Source organism: Hymenobacter pini (assembly GCF_020421205.1).
In the GTDB taxonomy this organism is placed as follows: domain Bacteria; phylum Bacteroidota; class Bacteroidia; order Cytophagales; family Hymenobacteraceae; genus Hymenobacter; species Hymenobacter pini.
In genome coordinates, this window is record NZ_JAIZZH010000003.1 from 961,080 (window position 1) to 981,001 (window position 19,922).

Sequence of the window (19,922 nt, forward strand, 5' to 3'; positions counted from 1 at the left end):
CGTTGCCCGTTGTACGTTATCAGGCCTGAACTCTGCTAGCTAACAATGAGCTACTTACCATATGCAACGCACAACGGGCAACCCATAACCGGCAACTGAACTTTATGTCCGAAACCAAACAGGCGCAGCCCCGGCTGCTGAACCGAGAGCTAAGCTGGCTGACGTTTAACCGCCGCGTGCTGCAGGAGGCGCAAAACCCCGAAGTGCCGCTACTGGAGCGCATTAAGTTTCTGGCCATTTTCAGCAGCAACCTCGATGAGTATTTCAAGGTGCGCGTGGCTACGCTGCGCCGCTTGGTGAAGCTCAAAAAGAAAACCCGCGCCAAGCTGGGCGAAGACCCCGCCGAGCAGCTCCGCGACCTGCTGCAGGAAGTAAGCCGGCAGCAGCAGGAATTCGGCGACACATTCCGCAACCAGATTCTGCCCGGGCTGCGTCAGGAGCACATTCACCTGATTTCGGAACACGACTTGAGCGAGGAGCAGCGCCAGTGGGTGCAGCAGTATTTCCGCAGCAACGTGCAGGATTTACTGTCGCCCATCATCCTCGACGATAACCTGCACCACCTGTTCCTGCGCGACCAGAGCGTGTACCTGACCTTCTTTCTCTCCGAACCCATGGACCGCAAAAAGCACGACGAGGAACGGGTGGTGGCAATGGAGCTCCCCACCAAGCGCCACGGCAGCCGCTTTGTGCAGCTGCCCGATGCGGGCGAGGAGCACTACGTGATGTTCCTGGACGACGTAATCCGGTGCTGCGCGCAGGAGCTGTTTCCGAAGTACCGCAAAGTGCAGGTACACGCCATCAAACTCTCCCGCGACGCCGAGCTGGATATTCAGGAAGAAGTATCGGGCAACCTGCTGGCCAAAATCAAGAGCAGCCTGCAGAAGCGGGAAACCGGCTTCCCGGCCCGCCTGCTCTACGACCCCGCCATGCCTAAGGAAGTGCTGCGCGCCGTAATGCAGAAAACCGGCATTGGCAAGGACGAACTAGTGGAAGGCAGCCGCTACCATAACTTCCGCGACTTCTTCGGCTTCCCCGATTTTGGGCTGGCCCGCCTGCAGTACGCGCCCATGCCGCCGCTGCCCCATCCCACCCTGCCACGCACTGGGGCCATGCTGCCCGCCATTGCCCAGCGCGACCACCTGTTGCACCCGCCCTACCAGTCGTTCGACTACGTGACCCGGCTGATTACGGAGGCCGCCAAGGATCCGCAGGTAAGCGGCATCAGCATGACGCTGTACCGGGTGGCGGGCAAGAGCGAGGTAGCCAAGGCCCTGCTGAAAGCCGTGAAAAACGGCAAGCAGGTAACGGTGGTAGTGGAGCTGAAGGCGCGCTTTGATGAGGAAAGCAACATGTTCTGGGCTGAGAAGCTGCAGAAGGCCGGGGCCAACGTCATCTACGGTATTCCGGAGCTGAAAGTACACAGCAAACTGCTGCTGATTACCCGGGCCGAGGAAGGCCAGAACCGCCTGTACGCGTACCTCAGCACCGGCAACTTCAACGAGAAAACCAGCGAAATCTACGCCGACCACGGCCTGTTCACGAGCAACCCCGAAATCACGCGGGAAGTGGCCGAGGTGTTCCGGTACTTCCACGACCGGCAAGATAAGGCCGGCCAGTTCCAGCACCTACTGGTAGCCCCGTTTGAGCTGCGCGAAAAGCTGGTAGCCCTGGTGGATGCCGAAATTGAGCGGGCCCGGCGCGGCGAGGACGCCTACATCATTCTGAAGCTGAATGCCCTGCAGGATGAGCGCATGATTCTGAAGCTATACGAGGCCAGTGAGGCTGGCGTGCGGGTGGAACTGCTCATCCGGGGTATCTCCTGCCTGATTCCGGAGTTGGCCGGCCAAAGCACCAACATCCAGCAGCGCGGCATGGTAGACCGGTTTCTGGAGCACGCCCGGGTGTACGTGTTCGGCAACGGCGGCGACGAGAAAGTATACGTGGCGTCCTCCGACTGGATGGCCCGCAACCTGGACCGCCGTGTAGAAGTGGCTTTTCCCATTCTGCAGCCCGACCTGAAGGCCGAAGTACGCCACCTGCTGGACCTACAGCGCCAGGACAACGTGAAGGCCCGCGACTGGCAGAATAATTTCCTGGGTCAAGATGACGAAGCCACCACGGCAGGCCGCATCCGTTCCCAGTTTGATACCTACGCCTACCTGAAAAGCCTGAGCAAAAGACCGGCCCGCCCACGCAAGCCGGCCGCTCCGAAGCAATAGATTACTACTTTTCTGATTACCATACTGGCCCCGGCTACAACCTATGAGGTTTGGCCGGGGCCAGTTATTTATAGCCGTTTTCGGCGAGGCGGGGCCGTTACGCGCGGCTGGGTGGAAAACAGCGTCAGTACCACTGTAGTGTCAGGGAAGGTTACCGGGCGCTGCACCGTGAGGTGTTGATGGAAGCTCACTACCAATACCTGCGGCCCGCTGGGGCCCATAAATCGGAAAGCGCCATTGGCGTTGGTAGTGGCGGCTATGGCAGTGCCTTTTACCAGCACCGAGGCCCCAGCCAATGGTACGGCAGCTTGGTTAAGCACCCGCCCCGTGTACAGGGTGCCTAGCTCCGGCACCTGTGCATGGGCAGTTGAGGCCACCAGTAGTCCGCTTATCAACCAGAAACAGTGGTTACGCGCAATCATTGGGCCTTATGCTTGGGAGCTGACGGCCCGGGCCTTGCGGGGGCGCCGCCCGGTAGCCGTTTTTGTTTCGTCGGCCGGTTCGGCGGTAACCGGCAGCTTCCGGAGCTTGGCTACTTTACCGGCCAGCTGTTCGGCAGTTTTGTGAATGGCTTTGGTTACGGGTTCTTCCCGCTCCTGCTCCGGCGAATCGTGCAAGTGGGCATCGAGCAGGCCAGCCAATTGCTCGGTCAGGAGCTGGCGGGCGACTTTGGCTGGTGCGGTCGTGCGCTGCTTTTCCTGCTTGGCCCGCTGCCGCAGAATTTGGTCGGCAAGGTGCTGCACGGTTTTGCTGATGCCCTTCGGGAGCTTAGTGCCTGCCGGCAGGCCAATGTGGGGTGCCAACGTGGTGGATAATTCTTCGAGTAGCTGTTTTTTGGCGGCTTTCATGGGCGCTGAATAGTGGCCCGGGAACAGAGCGGGCCGGCACGAAATTACCGCCCTCCTCGCCCAGCATCAGGTTATCAAATCATCATGAAATGATGAAGCCGCAACGCGTGCTAGTGCATTGAAGCGGCCAGAAATCAGCGGCTGCTTATTCTGACTACTTCCCGCTGAACTATCCGCCTATATTATCCGTTATGAATACTTGTTTCGTATATTCAAGGCAATACGGCATGATGCTCTTAGCGGGCAAGCCGTTCCACTCATTGATTCTACGCGTATGCAACCTACTTCTGCTGCCACCATTGCGCGGGCTTCTGCTACCGCGCTAGCTGCTCCTCATACCCTCAACATCTGGCCCGCCTGCTTTGCGGCGGTGGAGGCCGGCACCAAACCCTTCGACGTTCGCCTCAACGACCGGAACTTTCAGGTCGGCGACGCGGTGCTGCTCTGCGAGGTAGATCCTGAGAGTGAACACTTCACCGGCCGCACGCTGGAGCGCTGGATCAGCCACTTGCTGCCTGGGGGCTCCTTTGGCATAGAAGCCGGCTGGTGCGTGTTGGGCTTCTCCGAACATCCTCCCCTACCCGCCGGTGTGCACGACACCCGCCTCTGGTAACCCGGTACGATTTCCTTTTCACCCCTCGCCCCTGCCTATCTAGGTCGGGGCTTTTTTGCGCCCGGCGGGCCGGGGCGGATGGTTCCGAACTACTATCTTCCGCCTCCCAACTACCTATGCTATGCCGCTTTCCTTATCCGAAGTAAAAGACCGTGCCATTCGCTTTGCCCAGGAGTGGCAGGGCGAAACCCGGGAGCACGCCGAAGCCAAAGCCTTCTGGGGTGATTTTTTCAACGTGTTCGGCGTAAACCGCCGCCGGGTGGCCACCTTCGAGGAGCCCGTAAAGAAGCTCTCGGGCCAGCAGGGCTTTATTGATTTGCTCTGGAAGGGCACGTTGCTGGTGGAGCACAAAAGCCGGGGCAAAGACCTGGACAAGGCCGTGCAGCAGGCCAAAGACTATTTCCCCGGCCTCAAAGACCACGAGCTGCCCAAGTACATTCTGGTATCCGACTTCGCCCGCTTCCGGCTCTACGACCTGGATGAGGGCACCAGCTTCGATTTCGGGCTGGAGGAGCTCCACCAGCACCTGCATTTGTTCTCGTTTCTGACGGGCTACCAGAAGCGGCAGTACCAGGCCGAGGACCCCGCCAACATAAAGGCGGCCGAGCTGATGGGCGAACTGCACGACGCCCTGTTGCGCGGCGGCTACCACGGCCACAAGCTGGAAGTGCTGCTGGTGCGCATTCTGTTCTGCCTCTTTGCCGAGGATACGGCCATCTTCGAGAAGGACGCCTTCCGCGAGTTCCTGGAAGCCCACACCCGCCCCGATGGCTCCGACGTGGGGGCCCAGCTGGCCCAGTTCTTTTCCGTGCTCGACCAGCCGCCCCAGGAGCGCCAGCGCCAGCTGCCGGCCCACTTGCAGCAGCTGCCCTACGTGAATGGCTCTTTGTTCACGGAGTTCTTCCCGTTTCCGGCCTTCGATGCGGGCCTGCGCGAGCAGCTGATTCGGTGCACGTACTTTGACTGGTCGCGGATTTCGCCGGCCATTTTCGGGTCGTTGTTTCAGTCGGTGACGGACCCGGTGAAGCGGCGCAACCTGGGGGCGCACTACACCTCCGAGGCCAACATTCTGAAGGTGATTCAGGGGCTGTTTCTGGATGAGCTGCGCCAGGAGCTCACCCAGGCCGGCCAGAACCGCCCCCGCCTCGATGCCCTGCACCGCCGCCTGGAGCAGCTCCGGTTTCTGGACCCCAGCTGCGGCTGCGGCAACTTTCTGGTGGTAACCTACCGGGAGCTGCGCCTGCTGGAGCAGGAAATTCTGGAGCGGCTGTTCCAGGACCGCCGCGCCACCGGCCAGACGGTGGATTTGGCCCTCTACGCCCGCGTGCAGGTAGACCAGGCCTACGGCATTGAGGTGGAGGAATTTCCGGCCCGCATTGCCGAGGTGGCCATGTGGCTCATGGACCACCAGCTCAACCTGCGCCTCTCCGAAGCTTTCGGCAACCTCTACCTGCGCCTGCCCCTGACGCGCACCGCCCGCATCGTGCACGGCAACGCCCTCACCACCGACTGGGAAACCGTGGCCCCCAAACACCAGCTCAGCTACATCCTCGGCAACCCGCCGTTCATCGGTTACCACTTGCAGACTAAACAGCAGAAGGCTGAAATGGCTACACTGTTCAAGGGGGTAAACGGTGCTGGTCTGTTGGACTTTGCTTCGGCTTGGTTTTATAAAGCTGCCCAGTATATGAAGGGCACCAGTATACGGGCGGCATTGGTAAGCACCAACTCAATTGTTCAAGGTGAACAAGTAGGCATTCTATGGAATGAACTGTTCACGAATCAGCAAGTCAAAATTCATTTTGCTCACCGCACATTCAAATGGAATAATGAAGCACGGGGAAACGCGCAAGTGTATTGCGTAATCATTGGATTTGGGCCAGAGGACAGCCCGAAGCACTTCATTTATGATTATAGCACACCACGGGCTGAGCCTATGCGCAGAGAAGTTTCACGCATCAACTCTTACTTGATCGAAGCTGATAACACGCTTATTTCAGGCCGCACTAAACCGTTAAGCCACGTCCCGGAAATGGTCAATGGAAATAAGCCTGTTGATGGTGGCTTCTTCTTTTTGAATGATGTTGAGAAGGATGAGTTGTTACTGAATGAGCCAAGAGCGAAAGATTACATCAAGCCATTTCTAGGGGCGCAAGAATTTCTGCGAAACCAGAACCGTTGGAGTTTATGGCTTGAAGGAATTTCCCCATCAGTTCTTAAAGAATTGCCGCTTGTGTCGCAACGAGTTAATCAGGTGAGATTATTCCGTCTTGATAGTTCCAAAGCTGACACAGTACGGATGGCCCAATACCCGACTCTTTTCGGCCAAACACGCCAGCCTAAAAACAACTACCTGCTTATCCCCCGACACTCGTCAGAAAACCGTCGTTACGTACCCTTTGGCTTCTTTACTCCAGATGTCATTCTCGGTGATTCTTGCATGAGTATCCCAAATGCTACGCCCTATTTGTTCGGCGTGATGACTTCGGAAATGCATATGGCTTGGATGCGGCAAATCTGCGGGCGCATCAAGAGCGACTTCCGATATTCGGCCACCCTCGTATACAACAACTTCCCCTTCCCGGCGTCGCCCAGCGCGAAGCAGGTGGCGGCGGTGGAAGCGGCGGCGCAGCAGGTGCTGGCGGCCCGGGCCCAGTTCCCCGAGGAAAGCCTGGCCACCCTCTACGACCCGCTCACCATGCCCCCCGCTCTGGTGAAAGCCCACCAGCAGCTCGATAAGGCCGTGGACCTGTGCTACCGCCCCGCCGCCTTCCCCACCGAGCTCAGCCGCCTGGAGTTCCTCTTCGAGCAGTACCGGCAGTTGCAAGCGCCCCTGCTGCCCCCGCCCCCCAAACGCCCGCGCAAGTCCGCCGCCTAGTTTCCTGCGCTGGCTAACCAGCCAGCCAAAAAGACAAACGAGTTCGGGTCGGCCCCAAACTCGTCCGTCTTTTCAGGCAACTCGTTCAGTGCGCCGGCCAGTCAGTAAGCCACCGTTGCCAACCAGCCAGCCAAAAAGACGAACGAGTTCGGGTCGGACCCGAACTCGTTCGTCTTTTCAGGCAACCAGAACGCCCGTGCGGCCAACGTTGCGGCCGTTCCGTTCCGGCTGCCTACTTCTCGGTGGCGGGTACTTTACGGCTGCCCTGGCCGGCAAACCGCTGGCTCAGGTCGTCGTAGGCAGTTTGCGCGCCGGGCTGCTTGTTCTTGGCCAGAAACTTAATGTTGTTGTAGATGGTAAGTGAGTGGCCGTAGGCCTCGGAGCCGGCCGTCATCATGGTGCTGTCCACGTCGAGGGCCAGCTGCTCCAGCTGCTGGTGCAGGGGCGTGAGGGCCGTGAGGGCGGCCACGTCCTGCTGCATCTCGCTGAACTCCACGAACGGGGGCACGAAGGCAGGGGTGTTGGTGGCATAGTCGGCGGTTTTCTGCACGAAGGCCACGGTTTTGTCGGCCATGCGCAGCATGGTTTTGCGCTCCTCGGGCGTGAGCGAGACGAGGTAGGGTGCCAGAGCGGTTTTGATGGCGTCGAGGTGCTGCTGCACTTGGGCGAGGGTGGCGGCCGGAATATCGGCCGAGAACTGGTTGGGCATGATAGGATGGGATAAAAGGGGGTAAAGGAAAACGCGCGGCAATAGATGCGTTTCGGGCAGTAGCGGATAAGCAGAACAGTACGGTAAGATGCTCAATTGGGCTACGCCGCGCAAGCCCCGGCCTGGGCGGGAATGCCAATACTTTGTATGTATGTACAACAACGCCTCCGTTAAGGGGCGCGTACTGTGAAGCACTATCCTAACTTCACAACCACCCCCACCTGCATGGAAACTATCAAAGCCAAAGGCTACGGCGCAACGGGCTCTATCTTCAATGGCCTATCGGAAATGGAGATTGAGCGCAAAGCACCGGCCGAGGACGAAGTACAGATTGACATTCTATACTGCGGCGTTTGCCACTCCGACCTGCACCAAGTGAAGAACGACTGGGGCAACACGCTGTACCCCTGCGTACCGGGCCACGAGGTGGTAGGCCGCGTGGTGCGGGCGGGTTCCGCCGTGAGCAAATTCAAGGTCGGCGACCTAGTGGGCGTAGGCTGCATGGTGGATTCCTGCGGCAGTTGCGAGCCGTGCCAGCACCATGAAGAGAACTACTGCGAAGGCCCCGTTAGCTTCACGGCCACCTACAACGGCTACATGAAACCCGATGGCAGCGGCTTCAACACCTACGGCGGCTACTCCACTACCATTGTGGTGAAAGAGAGCTTCGTGCTGCGCATCCCCGAAAACCTGGATGTGAAAGCCGTGGCCCCTATTCTGTGCGCGGGCATCACCACCTACTCACCTCTTAAGAACTGGAATGTGAAAGAGGGCACCAAAGTAGGCATTGCCGGCCTGGGCGGGCTGGGCCATATGGCTGTGAAGCTGGCCAAAGCCCTAGGCGCGGAAGTAACCGTGCTAACCACCAACAAAGACAAGCAGGCCGAAGCCGTGCAGCTAGGGGCCAGCCACGTGGTCCTCACCACCGACGCCAAGCAGCTGGAAGCCCACGCCCTCAGTCTGGATTTCATCCTAGTAACCATCCCCGACGCTTTCGAGCTGAATGACTACGTGCCCCTGCTCCGCCGCGACGGGGCGCTGGTAACGGTGGGCTTGCTGGGCGAGTACAAAAAGGCCCTCAACAACATGGAAGTGGCGTTGCACCGCCGCTCCATTGCGGGCTCCCTCATCGGGGGTATTCAGGAAACCCAGGAAGTGCTGGATTTCTGCGCCAAGCACAACATTCTGCCCGAGGTGGAAATGATTCGGATGCAGGACATCAACAAGGCCTTCGACAAGCTGAAAGACGAGCAGGTACGCTTCCGCTACGTCATCGACATGGCCTCGCTGAAGGAAGAATAGGCTGAACGGGCTACAATCAAAAAGCCCCCGGTACACGTTGCACCGGGGGCTTTTTTGTGCGCCGTAAATACCTCTACTCAGCCTCGCTGCTGCGGCCTACGCTTGTGCTTTACCAATTGGAAAGCCGTAGTTTTGCGGATGCAGTTTACTTCCCTGATTCCCGATGACGACGCGCAGCGTCTGCAAGGGCTGGCGCCTTACCAAGTATTGGGCAGCGCCCCCGACGCCGTGTTTGATGAGCTGGTGCGCCTGACGGCCAAGCTATTCGGGGTGCCCATTGCGCTAGTGTCGCTGGTGGAGAAGGACACCGTCTGGTTTAAGGCCAACTTCGGGCTGGCCGGCACCGAGCGGGTGGCTCGCAACGAGAGCATCTGCTCCCTGGCCATTCTGCAACAGGAGGTAACCATGTACCAGGATTTGCAGCATGAGCCCTGCGAGCTGGTAGACCCCACAGTAGCCGAGGCCCTGCACCTGCGCTTTTACGCCGGCACGCCCCTGCACACCACCGAGGGTGTACCCGTGGGGGCCCTGTGCGTGATGGACCGCAAGCCCCGCCAGCTCTCCGCCCAGGAGCAGCTTCGCCTCCAGAAGCTGGCCGACGTGGTGATGCAGCTGCTGGATTTGCGCCTGCTGCTCAAAGCCAAGCAGCCCGCCAACGCCAGCGCCATCTGGCTGCAGCTCTACCAGCACCTCGACCAGTCACTGACCCGCCTGGATACCCTTTCGGAGCTGCTGCAGTGGGAGACGGACGCGGCTTCGGTTTCGGCCCTGGAATACCAGCAATCCATTGCGGAGGAAGCGGATTTCGTGGCCGACACGCTCACCAAGCAAATTGAGCTGGCCCTAAAACGCGTGGAGCGGCTGGCGTAAGCCGCTACGCTACTGCGTGCCATACAAAAGCCCCCGGTGCAACACGCACCGGGGGCTTTTTGGTAATCGGGCCGTTATCGGGGGTGGCTTCCGCTACTTGCTCACCGTCTTCTTCAGAAACTTGCGCGGGGGCACAATAAACAGCTCCACCGAGGCGTAAGGCGCGCCGGCCAGCTTGGAGTCGATGATTTTGGTCCGGTCGTTATTGGTGCGGTCAAAGGCGTCGAAGGCGTAGTTGTAGCGGTAGCCGCCCTCCAGCCCGAACCAGAGGAAATCATAGATTTCCCGCTCCCAGCGGCCCCGGAACTTCACTTCGGTTTCGCGCAGCTCCAGGGTATTCAGGGCAATATTATCGGCGCGGCGTAGAGGCTGCCGCAGCTTGATGATGTAGTTGAAGCCATCCACGGAGTACCCGGCGAAGAACAGGGACTTGGGCGAGGCGTTATAGCGCGCCGTAATCCGGGCCGGGAATAGCGCCTCTACGCCCCAGCGGTTGTTGAAGGTGCGGTTGTACAGCACCGCCGGGTAAATGCTCTGCCGCCCAAAGGTGTAGCCCAATTGCAGGCCCACGCCCCAGGAAAACGTGGGGCTGCGCTTCCAGCCATACAGAAACTCGGAGGACACGCGCAGGTAGTCGCTCACGTTTACGCCCTGCGAGGTGTAGTCGCCGCTCAGCTCGCCCTTCACCCGGAAGATGTACCAGTTCACGGCATTCACCGGCCGGATAATGGCCAGCTGGGCCCCCAGCGTTTTGAGGCCCTTGTTCTCGATGTTGTCGTAGAGCTCGTAGCCGGTGGGGTACTGCTTGAATTTGAACTCCTCCCGCTCGTAGTTGATGCCCAGCAGCATTTTTAGGTGCGGGCGGTTCCAGAACGGGATGTAGCCCTTAATCACCAGCCGGGCATTCTTCTCCGCATCCGACTTGTAGTCCTGCAACCCCACGGCCTGCCCATCGGAGGTAACCCCGAAGCGGGGCATGCGCTCATAGTGGAAAATCAGGCCTTTGCTGGGGCCCATGCCCACCACGGAAGGCGTGGCAAACTCCTGGTCGCGGCCTACCTGGTCGGCGGCCACGGTATCGGAGGCGGGCGGGGCCGGCGGCGGGTACACGGGCGGGGAAGTGGGCGTTACCTGGGCCTGGGCCGCGGCAGCCGTCAGCACGCAGAAACCAAGAGCAAATGGCCGGGCGACGCGCCCAATCAGCGTCGAAGATAGGGGCATAGAAGAGAGTAAGAGGGGGTAAAAACGACGAAAAGACGTCAGGCTAGCCTTAACGTCTTTTCGCGAAAAAGGATAAGATTTTAATTGTCAGTTGTTCGTTGCTCGTTGTTAGTTCTTGCGGTACCTGACAACTGACAACTAGCAACTGACAACTATCCTAAAACAGGAAGTCGAAGCCAACGAAGACCAGCTTCTCCTCGCCTACTGAGTAGGTAGCGTTGATGACGGCCTGCTTCAGCACATCTACCCACACGCCACCGCCCACGGCGGTGTGGAAGGCATCGAGGCCTTTCTGGGTGTCGCGGGAGGTGTACACGCGGGCGGCATCGGCCAGGCCCAGGATGCCGAACTTGCCGGGTACCACGTAGGCGTTGAAGCTGAACAGCTGAATACGCACCTCCGCGTTACCATATACCGAGCTGCGGCCGGCGTAGCGGGTGCGGCGGTAGCCGCGCAGGTTGGTAGTGCCGCCCAGCGTGTTGGCCTGGAAGAAGCGGTAGTCGCCCAGGTTACGGTTGGCCCCAATACGGCCGGCCCAGGTGAGCTGGAAGGGGAAGTTGGGCGAGAGGTACGCCCGGAATTCGGTAGCCAGACGAGCGTAGTCCAGCTTTTCACCGTTGAGCTGGTGGTTGTACTCCACCGAGTTGTACCAGCGCAGGCCAATGCGAGGGTTTTTAGGCGAGCTGGCCGCATCCAGGTTCAGATAGGCCTTGCCGCCTATGTAGCGGTTCATCCCAAAATCGGAAGCCCGGATGCCAGCGGCGGCCGTTCCATCCTGGCCGCTGCCATCAGGGTTGAGGCCGGCAGCAATTTCGCTGCCAATCTGCGCCCGGTCGATGCGCCACTGGTCGTATTGGGGGCCAAAGCCAAACTTCAGGAAGCTGAACAGGTCCTTTTCCAGCATGGGTGCCACGTACAGCCGCGAGAAGCGGATGCGGTACGTATCGTTGATGTCACGGGCACGCACGCGGCCATCATCATCACCGGCCAGCTTGTTCTGGGTGTCGTTGCCCAGGCCGAAGAAGTTGTACAATAGCTGCGGGCCGTAGAGTTGAGCGTTGAGGCGCAGGTCCGTTTTGCCGAACACATCCACGAAGTGGCCCAGGTAGCGCACGTTGTAAGCGCTTTGGGAAGGCGAGTAGTTAGCCGCCAGGCTCTGCTCGGTGGCGTAGGGCGACTTGCGGAAACCGTAGGTGCGGTACACTGCCCCGCCACCCACAAATATCCGGTCGTCCACGTTGTAGCCGAAGTAGGCCGTGGGGCCGAAGTAGTTCAGGGTGTAGTCCTTGCGGTCGGTGCGGGTGTGCACGTCGTAGCGGCTCACGTCAATACCGGGCTCCAGGCGCAGGCGGGCGTCCTTACCAGGCACAATCACATTGCCGGTATCGGCATCGTACACGTGCAGCTTGTGGCGGAACCCGGCCACGTTGGAGCGGTCCACGATGGAGTCCCGGTCGAGGCCGCCGATGATGCGCACCAGCGGGCCGTTCTTCACGTCGCCTTTCACCTCGTACTGGTCTTCGCCGGCAAAGCCGTAGAGGCGCAGCTCCTTGGTTACTTTGTTATCGAACGTGCGGTTGAAGAGCATCTTGGTGAGCTCCCCTTCCTTATTGATTTTTTGGACCGTTACGCGGGTTTTGTTGTCGGGCAGGCGCTCCACTACAAACCGCTCCCGCTTTTTGGAGCCCTTCACCTCCGTTACGCGGCTGAGCACCTCGTAGTAGTCGGCGGCCACCTGGGGCAGCAACTCGCGGCGGCTTTTCAGCTTGGCAATGATTTCGGGCCCGTGCAGGTCATAAATCTGCTTGGGCCACCGCTCACGGAAGGCTTTTTCAATTACCTCGTCCGTAAGGCTGGCTTTCAGCTCTTCGGCTTGCTTCACCCACTGCTCCTTGGTTACGGAGGCCAGGTACACCCGGTCGTTGCTGAGGGCGGTCAGGTTCAGGCCCTTCCAGTCGGCGTAATCCTTGCCGAAGTTCTGGAAGTTGCGGATGGCCCACTTGCGGGAGGCTAGGTACGGGAACAGCCCGTCGCCTTTGAAGAAGGCAATGTCCCGGTCCTCGGGCACGGCCGTGAACTTCCGGTCCCCATCCTTATCCTTTTTCTCAGCCCAGCGCCACTGGTCCTCGTGCCGGTCCCAGTCGCCAATCCACATATCGAAAAGGCGGGAACGGGCAAAGGCTTTTTCGTTGACGCGGTTGTCGTTGTCGTCGGTAATGCGCTCAAACACCTTGTCGGTGCCCACCAGGTTTTTGGCGTTGCCCAGGCTTTCCACGTTGCTCTGGTCGTCCTTGGCATCTTCCTCAATAGCACCCGGCGTGTTGCCAAACCGCTCCAGGTACTGGCCCAGCAGGGGGTCCTGCGGAATGTAGCGCAGTTCGGGGTTGGTATGCAGAATCTGGGCCGCGTCGGCCAGGGGCGGAATTACGATGGAGTTGTACGGGTGCTGGGCCGAAATCTGGTCCTGCAGAATATCGGCCGCCGCCCCGGTGCGCAGGGCCTCGGGCAGTACCGCCGAGGGGTCTTTGTTGAGGCTGCGGATGGTGAAGTTGCGGCCTTCCTCGTTGCGCACTTTCAGCGAGGCCGTTTGCTTGCCGCCGCCAATCTTATAGGGCGTGAGGCCGCCCTTTTCAGTGGCCAGGTCCAGCACCGGAAACTTCACCGGCGTGGCCCACTCCTTGCGGTAATGCTCCCCGAACAGGAACTTGTGGAACTTGCCTTTGTCGTCGTAAGCCGGGTTAACGGCTACCGTCACGGTGGAGTCGCGGAAGTTGGGGCGGGGGCCGGTGGCTTTGCCCGGGCCTTCGGCCACGGCATCCTGGCGGGCATACATGGGTGTGCGGTACACCAAGCGGCCGGTTTCGCCCACCCCGTTCGGAATGTAGAACTCCGTCCACACCTCCCCGTTGTCGTAGTAGTTCACCCGGGCAAAGCCCTTCTCCTTATCCGAGAACATAGCATCGCCACCCGAGCCGGGTTTCACGTGCTGGGTTTTGCAGCCCGAGCCGCTGACGATGTGGTTGAGGTTGCCTTCCTTGAAATACTGCAGGTTGTGCTCGTGGCCCGCGGCGTACACCACGTTCGGGTACTTCTGGAAAATCTCCAGCAGCCCCTTCTTGTAGGCCTGGTACAGCGGGTGGGCAATATCCTGGCTTACCCCACCGTACTTGCGGGCAAACGGGTAGATGGAGCCAATGACCGGCAGCGGCACAAAGGCATACTTGTACACGATGCTGAGCGGGAAGAAATGGTCCCCCAGCGTGAAGTATCCGCCGTGAATACCATCCGAAAACAGCGGGTGGTGGGCCACCACCATAATGTTCTTGCCCGCGTTGCGCTGGATGATATCCTCCACCTGCGTGAAGAAGTCGGTTTCGTTGGCAATACCGCAGCCGCTGTTGGCCCCGTACGGCCGCTCACCGGTAGTCTGCAGAAACCACTGCGAGTTAATGGCAATAAGCACCAGGTCGTCCTGCAGGCGGATTTCTACCGGCCCGGGACAGGCGTCGCGGGGCAGGAAAAAGTCGCCGGTGTAGGGAAAAGCCGCCGAGTCGCTCTGCAGATAGCTTTCCACGAAAAACTGCTCCCGGTTCACTTGGTCCACGGCCCCGCGCAGGCCCTGCTTCCAGTCGTGGTTGCCGGGAATCATGTACTTCTCGCCCTGGTAGTCGCGCAGTACCTTCAGCTGGTCGATAATGCGCTGCTCCGATACTTTCCGGTCGTAGGCCTTCTCCTCGGGCAGGCCGTACTCGTAGATGTTGTCGCCGAGGTAGATGGTGGTGCTCTTGGCCCCGGCCGTCAGAATTTGCTTGCGCAGGTAGTTCAACGACGGTTCGCCGCCTTCGGCCTCGGGTGCCGGTTTGCCCACGTCGCCAATCAGGAACACGGTATAGCGGATATGGGTGCTATCCGGCGGGGTTTTCGACTCCCAGTTTTCGCCGCCCTTGCGGTAATTGGGGCGGGTGGGGTGGGGCGTTTGCACTTTCGCCTTTTGCTGGGCCTGAACCGCGGAAGTAGCGGCCCCGAGCAATGACAGCAGCAGGCAACACGACAGAAAATTTCTGCTCATATAACAGAGGGGAAAATAGCACGAAGGCAGGCGGGCCCGGCGCTCCGGCACCCGAAACCACATCAGCTGGCAGTACGATAAAAAGCCTGTAATGGCTAACTTTCCATAACTGCCACCGAGCCGTGCGCTGCCGTACGCAAATTGCCGGTGTACGGTTGGGCTAGTGGGGCACCGGTGCGGGCGGGGCCAAAGGTAACCGGGCAATATTTTATCCCGGTAAGCCATGGTTTTCGACTTGCCACTCGTGCTTCGCCCGGCACTCGTACTCAAAACGCTTTACACAACAACCCGACGCCTGAAAACGCGTTGTAAGCGGCACAGCCCGTTGCTGCCATCTTTCCGTTTCTCTACCCTGATGGAGCCTATTCTTACTAAAAAACCGGCGAAGTCCGAAATTCTTAAGCAGGCCAAAGCCTACGTACAAACCCTGCTGGAAGAAAAGCTGCCGGCTCAGCTCGTCTATCACTCCCCCACTCACACGGCTACGGTAGCCAAAGAGGCCCGGGCCCTGGGCGAAGCCGCCGGCCTCGATGAGGCCGACCAGGAAGCCTTATTATTGGCCGCCTGGTTTCACGACACAGGCTACATTGATACCTACGATGGCCACGAGTTCCGAAGCGCCGAGCTGGCCGGTGAGTGGCTGACCCAGCAGGGCTACCCCGCTGAGCGCGTGGCCCTGGTGCAGCAGCTCATCAAAGCCACCCACCGCGACTCCGAGCGTGAAACCGAGTTGGAGCAGCTGCTGGTGGATGCCGACATGAGCAATATGGGCCGCGACGACTTCTTCGCCAACGGTGAGCTGCTGCGAGCCGAGTGGGAAGCCACCCTGGGTAAAACCTACTCCAACCCTGACTGGGCCGAAACACAGCTGGCGTTCCTCTGCGAGGGCAAGTACTACACCAAGGTAGCCCGGGAGCGGTACGAGGAGCAGCTCAAAGAGAACATCAAGGACCAGCGCAAGCTGCTGAAGAAGGTAGAAAAGAAGAAAAAGAAGAAGCAGGAAGAAGCGGGCACCTTTGCTGAGCCAAAGCGGGGCATCGAAACCATGTTCCGGACGATGTACAGCAACCACATGAAGCTCTCAGACATGGCCGATAAAAAGGCCAACATGATGATTTCGCTGAATGCGGTGCTCATGTCGCTTATCATCACCTACTTCGGGGCCAAGCTAGGCAGCAAATCCGCGGCGCTCAATAACGTGGGGCTTATCCGGAACCCGGTTATTGCGGTGCCCATGGGCATTTTGCTGGCCACGGCCCTGGGCTCGGTTATCACCGCCATTCTGTGCGCCCAACCCGATGTAACCAGTTTCAAGTGGCTGAAGAAAAGCCCGGAAATTGCCACCAACCGCCGCGTCAACCTGCTGTTCTTCGGTAACTTCAGCAAGCTTAGCCTCGACAATTTCCAGCAGGGCATGACGGAAATCATGGGCCAGAAAGACGCCTTGTACACCAATATGGTGACGGACATCTACTACCTGGGCGACGTGCTAACCAAGAAGTACCGCTTGCTGCGCCTGAGTTATACCATCTTTATGGTCGGCCTCATCCTTACGGCCTTGTCGTTCGGTATTGCGCTGCTGTATAAGGCGTAGACGGTAAGTCAACGAGAAGAAGTAAAAAGTCAACGCGCTGACGTAGCCTGTATAGAGGCACATCAGCGCGTTGACTTTTTATCTAGGGCTACTGTTACTTCTCCCCCAACATCTCCGCCAGCTGCTGAATGGAACGCCCCAGGAAGCGGTGGACGCGGCGCAGCTGGCCGAAGCGCACGAGGCGGTGGCTGCTGGCCACGTGGCCGTAGCGCAACTCCAGAGTCAGCAGGCAGGTGTCCACGTCGGAGGCTTCCAGGCAAAACAGGAGCAGCGCGTTGGGGAACAGCCGGAAGTGGGAAATCTTCTCCACGTACAGCAGCCAGCCGTCTTCATCCTCCAGGCACTGCACCGTCTGGAAATCAATCTGTCCGTTGAAAACATCCACTTTGTAGCTGGTGCCAAGGCGGCCGGCTTTGCTCACATCGTAGTGCACGGCAGTGGCCCCTTCCATCCAGCGGGGGCGTAGCCGGAAGTTGCTTACAATGCGCAGGGCGTAGGGTACCGGCACGGGCAGCACGCGGCGCACCTTCAGGGAGCAGCCCGGCCGGGGCGGGTCGGTGGTGGGGCTGGCCAGCAGCAGCCGCAGCGGCGAGAGGTGGGCGTAGTGGTAGGGAATTTCGCCCAGATGCTCATAGTAGGTAGCACCGGGCAACAGCCGCGTCCAGGAAAACGCGCTGGCCAGTTCGGCAGCGGGCTGGGTGTGGGTGTAGCCCTCCGAGAGCAGAATATACTCGGACCCGGCCACGTTGTTTTTGAGCAGGCGGTGCACCACAATTACGTCGCGGCCCATGAGCTTGGTGTGCTCCCGGATGCGGGCCACGCTTACGTGGCCGTAGTGCACCACAATTTTGAGCGTGAGGGCCAGCTCGTGCAAAGAAGCCGCCAGGGCCGAGCCGGTGTCGCGCTCCACTAAATGCAGGTAGTTCTGAAAATCCAGATAGATGCGGCGGCACTGTCTGGCCAGCTCCTCGGCCGAGGGCGGCGGGCCCAGCCGGTAAAACAGCACAGCGTCGCCCTGAATTTCGTTGACTTCCAGGTCCAGGATATTGGCTTCGATGAGAATTTCCAGCAAATCGGCCACTAGAAACGGGGCCTGGGGGTTGCCGGATTCCTCGATGAACCGGGTGAAGCCGCTGATATCCGGAATGAGCAGCAAGGCTGGCAACTGGCCATTGGTGGCGGAGGCAGACGCGGAGCCGGCTGCCCGGCGCTGGGCCCGCAATTCATCCAAAACACCCATAGAACCCGAGAAAGCGCAAAAACGATGGAAGCAGCGCGAAGATACCCTTCCGCTAACAGCTTTCTATATGCGGGCACGCCGAGAGTTGGTTTGGGCAGCCCACCCTTTCGGCGTAGCTTTGCAGAGGCACTGGCCAGGGCTGCGTAGTTCAACGGATAGAATAGGCGTTTCCTAAACGCTTGATATGGGTTCGATTCCCGTCGCGGCTACTAAAAACCCCGTTTTCGGTCTGAAAACGGGGTTTTCAATTTTTCAGGTTATAGCAGTAGCTGAGCTACTTAACAGGCGGCACGTGGTAAACGCAACGGAACAAGAAGAACGGGCATATCTGGAGGAAATTAAGGAGCGGCTGGCCGTAGCTATTCGGCGGGTGGATGACGCCGTGCGCCAGTACTCCACCGAATTGCGCCAGAAAAAGCAGTACCTCTACGAGCACCAGTCGGGCTTGGATGAGGCTGATATGGTGGCCGCCGGGCAGTCCATCGACCGCATGGCGTTTACGGGCGAGGCCTCAGTGGCCCGCAAGCGTCGCCTGTTCAAGCTCAGCCAGTCGCCCTACTTCGGGCGGGTTGATTTCACGCCGAAGGGTGGCAAGTCGGTGCCGGTGTACGTGGGCGTGTACGCCTTTGCCGATGAGCGCCAGAACGTGATTTTCGACTGGCGCGCGCCCATTTCCTCGCTGTTCTATGATTTTGAGCTGGGCCCGGCTTCCTACACCACACCGGCCGGTGGCACCGTGGCCGGCCGCATCGACCTGAAGCGGCAGTTTCGCATCCGCGACGGGCGGCTGGAGTACCTACTGGACAGCTCAGTGAACATTCACGACGATGTGCTGCAGCAGGAGCTGGCCAAGTCCTCGGACGACAAGATGAAGAACATCGTGGCCACCATTCAGCGCGACCAGAACGCGGTGATTCGCAACGAGGAGGCTTCGGTGATGGTGATTCAGGGTGTGGCTGGCTCGGGCAAAACCTCTATTGCCCTGCACCGCGTGGCCTTTTTGCTGTACCGCCACCGCGACACTATTGCGGCCCGGAATGTACTCATCATCTCCCCCAACAAGGTATTTGCCGACTACATTTCCAACGTACTGCCCGAGCTGGGTGAAGAGCACATTCCGGAGATGGGCATGGAGGAGCTGGCCGCCGAGCTGCTGGGCCCCAACTACACCTTCCAGACGTTTTTTGAGCAGGTAGCCCGGCTGCTAGATGGCCCGGACCCTGGATTTGTGGAGCGGCTGCGCTACAAGTCGTCGGTGGAGTTTTTGGGGCAGCTGAACCAGTACCTGCTGCACATCGAAAACCACTACCTCACCTTCCAGGATATTCGGGTGGGCCGCACGGTGGTGCCAGCGGCGGTGTTGCGCCAGAAGTTCAGCACCTACCACCGGGTACCGCTGTTGAAGCGTTTTGGCCTGGTGGCCGTGGATGTGCGCGCCTACGTGCGCGACGCCGTGGGCCGCAAGCTTACCAACGGCGAAAAGAACAGCATCGAGGAAAGCCTGCTACGCCTGTTCCGCTTCCGGCACGTGGCCGAGTTATACAGGGACTTCTACCAGTGGCTGGGCCGCCCCGAGTTGCTGAAGCTGGACCCGCACCGCGCCCACCTGGAGTACGCCGACGTATTTGCCTTGCTCTACCTGCGCATTCGGCTGGAGGGGCTAGGCGGCTACGAACAGGTGAAACATCTGCTCATTGATGAAATGCAGGACTATACGCCGGTGCAGTACGCGGTGCTGGCCCGGCTGTTCTCATGCCGCAAAACCATACTCGGCGACATTAGCCAGTCGGTAAACCCGTACAGCGCCTCCTCCGCCGACACCATTGAGCGGGTATTTCCACAGGCCGAAGTAGTGCGCCTGCTGCGCAGCTACCGCTCCACCGTCGAAATCACGGCCCTGGCCCAGCGTATCCTACCCACCCCCGGCATCGAGCCCTTGGAGCGCCACGGTCCCGAGCCCGCCCTGCTGGCCTGTCCCGATGCGGAGACGGAACGCGCTGCAATCCGGCAGGTGTTGGTGGACTTTCAGACCTCAGGTCGGCAGTCGATGGGGGTCATTTGCAAAACCAGCCGCCAGGCCCGGCAGCTGCACCAGGCCGTTGAGGACCTCGGGGTTCACCTGCTCACCGCCGATTCCACGTTGTTTAAAGAAGGCGTCATCATCACCACGGCCCACTTATCCAAGGGTCTGGAGTTTGATGAGGTGCTGGTGCCTTTCGCCTCGGCCCGCACCTACCACACCGAGGTAGACCAGCGCATGCTATACGTGGCCTGCACCCGCGCCATGCACCAGCTCACGCTCACGTACACCGGCGAGCTGACGGCGTTTTTGCGCTAAGAGGTGAAGTTGTAGAAG

13 protein-coding genes and 1 tRNA gene are annotated in these 19,922 nt (G+C 59.7%); 8 read left to right on the forward strand and 6 right to left on the reverse strand.

The window, feature by feature from the left end:
- Positions 1-104: 104 nt before the first annotated feature.
- Entirely contained in the window at positions 105-2,222 is a 2,118-nt protein-coding gene (ppk1, locus tag LF252_RS15535) for a polyphosphate kinase 1 (RefSeq protein WP_226270488.1), read from the forward strand.
- Between the two features lie 68 nt (positions 2,223-2,290).
- Here the strand turns inward: ppk1 and LF252_RS15540 are convergent, their stop codons facing one another.
- Entirely contained in the window at positions 2,291-2,599 is a 309-nt protein-coding gene (locus tag LF252_RS15540; RefSeq protein ID WP_226270489.1) for a carboxypeptidase-like regulatory domain-containing protein, read from the reverse strand.
- Positions 2,600-2,650: 51 nt separating this feature from the next.
- A complete protein-coding gene (locus LF252_RS15545; RefSeq protein WP_226270490.1) occupies positions 2,651-3,070 on the reverse strand; it encodes a hypothetical protein in 420 nt (139 codons plus the stop codon).
- Positions 3,071-3,344: 274 nt separating this feature from the next.
- Between LF252_RS15545 and LF252_RS15550 the strand changes: the two genes are divergently transcribed.
- Entirely contained in the window at positions 3,345-3,683 is a 339-nt protein-coding gene (locus tag LF252_RS15550; RefSeq protein ID WP_226270491.1) for an ASCH/PUA domain-containing protein, read from the forward strand.
- A 121-nt stretch (positions 3,684-3,804) separates the two neighbouring features.
- The gene (locus LF252_RS15555; RefSeq protein WP_226270492.1) at positions 3,805-6,561 is read left to right on the forward strand and encodes a class I SAM-dependent DNA methyltransferase; all 2,757 of its coding nucleotides are present in this window, start codon (positions 3,805-3,807) and stop codon (positions 6,559-6,561) included.
- A gap of 232 nt (positions 6,562-6,793) precedes the next feature.
- Here the strand turns inward: LF252_RS15555 and LF252_RS15560 are convergent, their stop codons facing one another.
- Positions 6,794-7,270 (reverse strand): hypothetical protein, encoded by a 477-nt coding sequence (locus LF252_RS15560; RefSeq protein WP_226270493.1) that lies wholly within the window; start codon positions 7,268-7,270, stop codon positions 6,794-6,796.
- Between the two features lie 225 nt (positions 7,271-7,495).
- On the opposite strand from LF252_RS15560, the gene LF252_RS15565 reads away from it, so the two are divergent.
- On the forward strand, positions 7,496-8,572 hold the full coding sequence (locus tag LF252_RS15565; protein WP_317197861.1) for an NAD(P)-dependent alcohol dehydrogenase: 1,077 nt from the start codon (positions 7,496-7,498) through the stop codon (positions 8,570-8,572).
- Between the two features lie 138 nt (positions 8,573-8,710).
- The gene (locus LF252_RS15570) at positions 8,711-9,442 is read left to right on the forward strand and encodes a GAF domain-containing protein (protein WP_226270494.1); all 732 of its coding nucleotides are present in this window, start codon (positions 8,711-8,713) and stop codon (positions 9,440-9,442) included.
- A gap of 93 nt (positions 9,443-9,535) precedes the next feature.
- Here LF252_RS15570 and LF252_RS15575 read toward each other — a convergent pair whose 3' ends face one another.
- The gene (locus tag LF252_RS15575; RefSeq protein WP_226270495.1) at positions 9,536-10,663 is read right to left on the reverse strand and encodes a DUF6268 family outer membrane beta-barrel protein; all 1,128 of its coding nucleotides are present in this window, start codon (positions 10,661-10,663) and stop codon (positions 9,536-9,538) included.
- Between the two features lie 157 nt (positions 10,664-10,820).
- Positions 10,821-14,732, reverse strand: a complete 3,912-nt coding sequence (locus LF252_RS15580; protein WP_226270496.1) for a metallophosphoesterase — start codon at positions 14,730-14,732, stop codon at positions 10,821-10,823.
- 355 nt (positions 14,733-15,087) lie between these two features.
- Between LF252_RS15580 and LF252_RS15585 the strand changes: the two genes are divergently transcribed.
- Positions 15,088-16,326 (forward strand): Pycsar system effector family protein, encoded by a 1,239-nt coding sequence (locus LF252_RS15585; RefSeq protein WP_226270497.1) that lies wholly within the window; start codon positions 15,088-15,090, stop codon positions 16,324-16,326.
- Between the two features lie 94 nt (positions 16,327-16,420).
- Here the strand turns inward: LF252_RS15585 and LF252_RS15590 are convergent, their stop codons facing one another.
- Entirely contained in the window at positions 16,421-17,566 is a 1,146-nt protein-coding gene (locus LF252_RS15590) for a DUF2652 domain-containing protein (RefSeq protein ID WP_226270498.1), read from the reverse strand.
- A gap of 137 nt (positions 17,567-17,703) precedes the next feature.
- Here LF252_RS15590 and LF252_RS15595 point away from each other — a divergent pair.
- Together LF252_RS15595 and LF252_RS15600 are read left to right on the forward strand one after the other, a co-directional pair.
- A tRNA-Arg gene (locus LF252_RS15595) sits at positions 17,704-17,775 on the forward strand.
- 83 nt (positions 17,776-17,858) lie between these two features.
- Positions 17,859-19,904: a HelD family protein gene (locus LF252_RS15600; RefSeq protein WP_226270499.1), complete on the forward strand. Its 2,046-nt coding sequence runs from the start codon at positions 17,859-17,861 to the stop codon at positions 19,902-19,904.
- Positions 19,905-19,922 lie beyond the last annotated feature (18 nt).

Coding starts and splice junctions, on each gene's coding strand:
- ppk1 (WP_226270488.1), top strand. CDS start 105: ATGTCCGAAACCAAACAGGCGCAGCCCCGGCTGCTGAACCGAGAGCTA.
- LF252_RS15545 (WP_226270490.1), bottom strand. CDS start 3,070: ATGAAAGCCGCCAAAAAACAGCTACTCGAAGAATTATCCACCACGTTG.
- LF252_RS15550 (WP_226270491.1), top strand. CDS start 3,345: ATGCAACCTACTTCTGCTGCCACCATTGCGCGGGCTTCTGCTACCGCG.
- LF252_RS15555 (WP_226270492.1), top strand. CDS start 3,805: ATGCCGCTTTCCTTATCCGAAGTAAAAGACCGTGCCATTCGCTTTGCC.
- LF252_RS15560 (WP_226270493.1), bottom strand. CDS start 7,270: ATGCCCAACCAGTTCTCGGCCGATATTCCGGCCGCCACCCTCGCCCAA.
- LF252_RS15565 (WP_317197861.1), top strand. CDS start 7,496: ATGGAAACTATCAAAGCCAAAGGCTACGGCGCAACGGGCTCTATCTTC.
- LF252_RS15570 (WP_226270494.1), top strand. CDS start 8,711: ATGCAGTTTACTTCCCTGATTCCCGATGACGACGCGCAGCGTCTGCAA.
- LF252_RS15575 (WP_226270495.1), bottom strand. CDS start 10,663: ATGCCCCTATCTTCGACGCTGATTGGGCGCGTCGCCCGGCCATTTGCT.
- LF252_RS15580 (WP_226270496.1), bottom strand. CDS start 14,732: ATGAGCAGAAATTTTCTGTCGTGTTGCCTGCTGCTGTCATTGCTCGGG.
- LF252_RS15585 (WP_226270497.1), top strand. CDS start 15,088: ATGGAGCCTATTCTTACTAAAAAACCGGCGAAGTCCGAAATTCTTAAG.
- LF252_RS15590 (WP_226270498.1), bottom strand. CDS start 17,566: ATGGGTGTTTTGGATGAATTGCGGGCCCAGCGCCGGGCAGCCGGCTCC.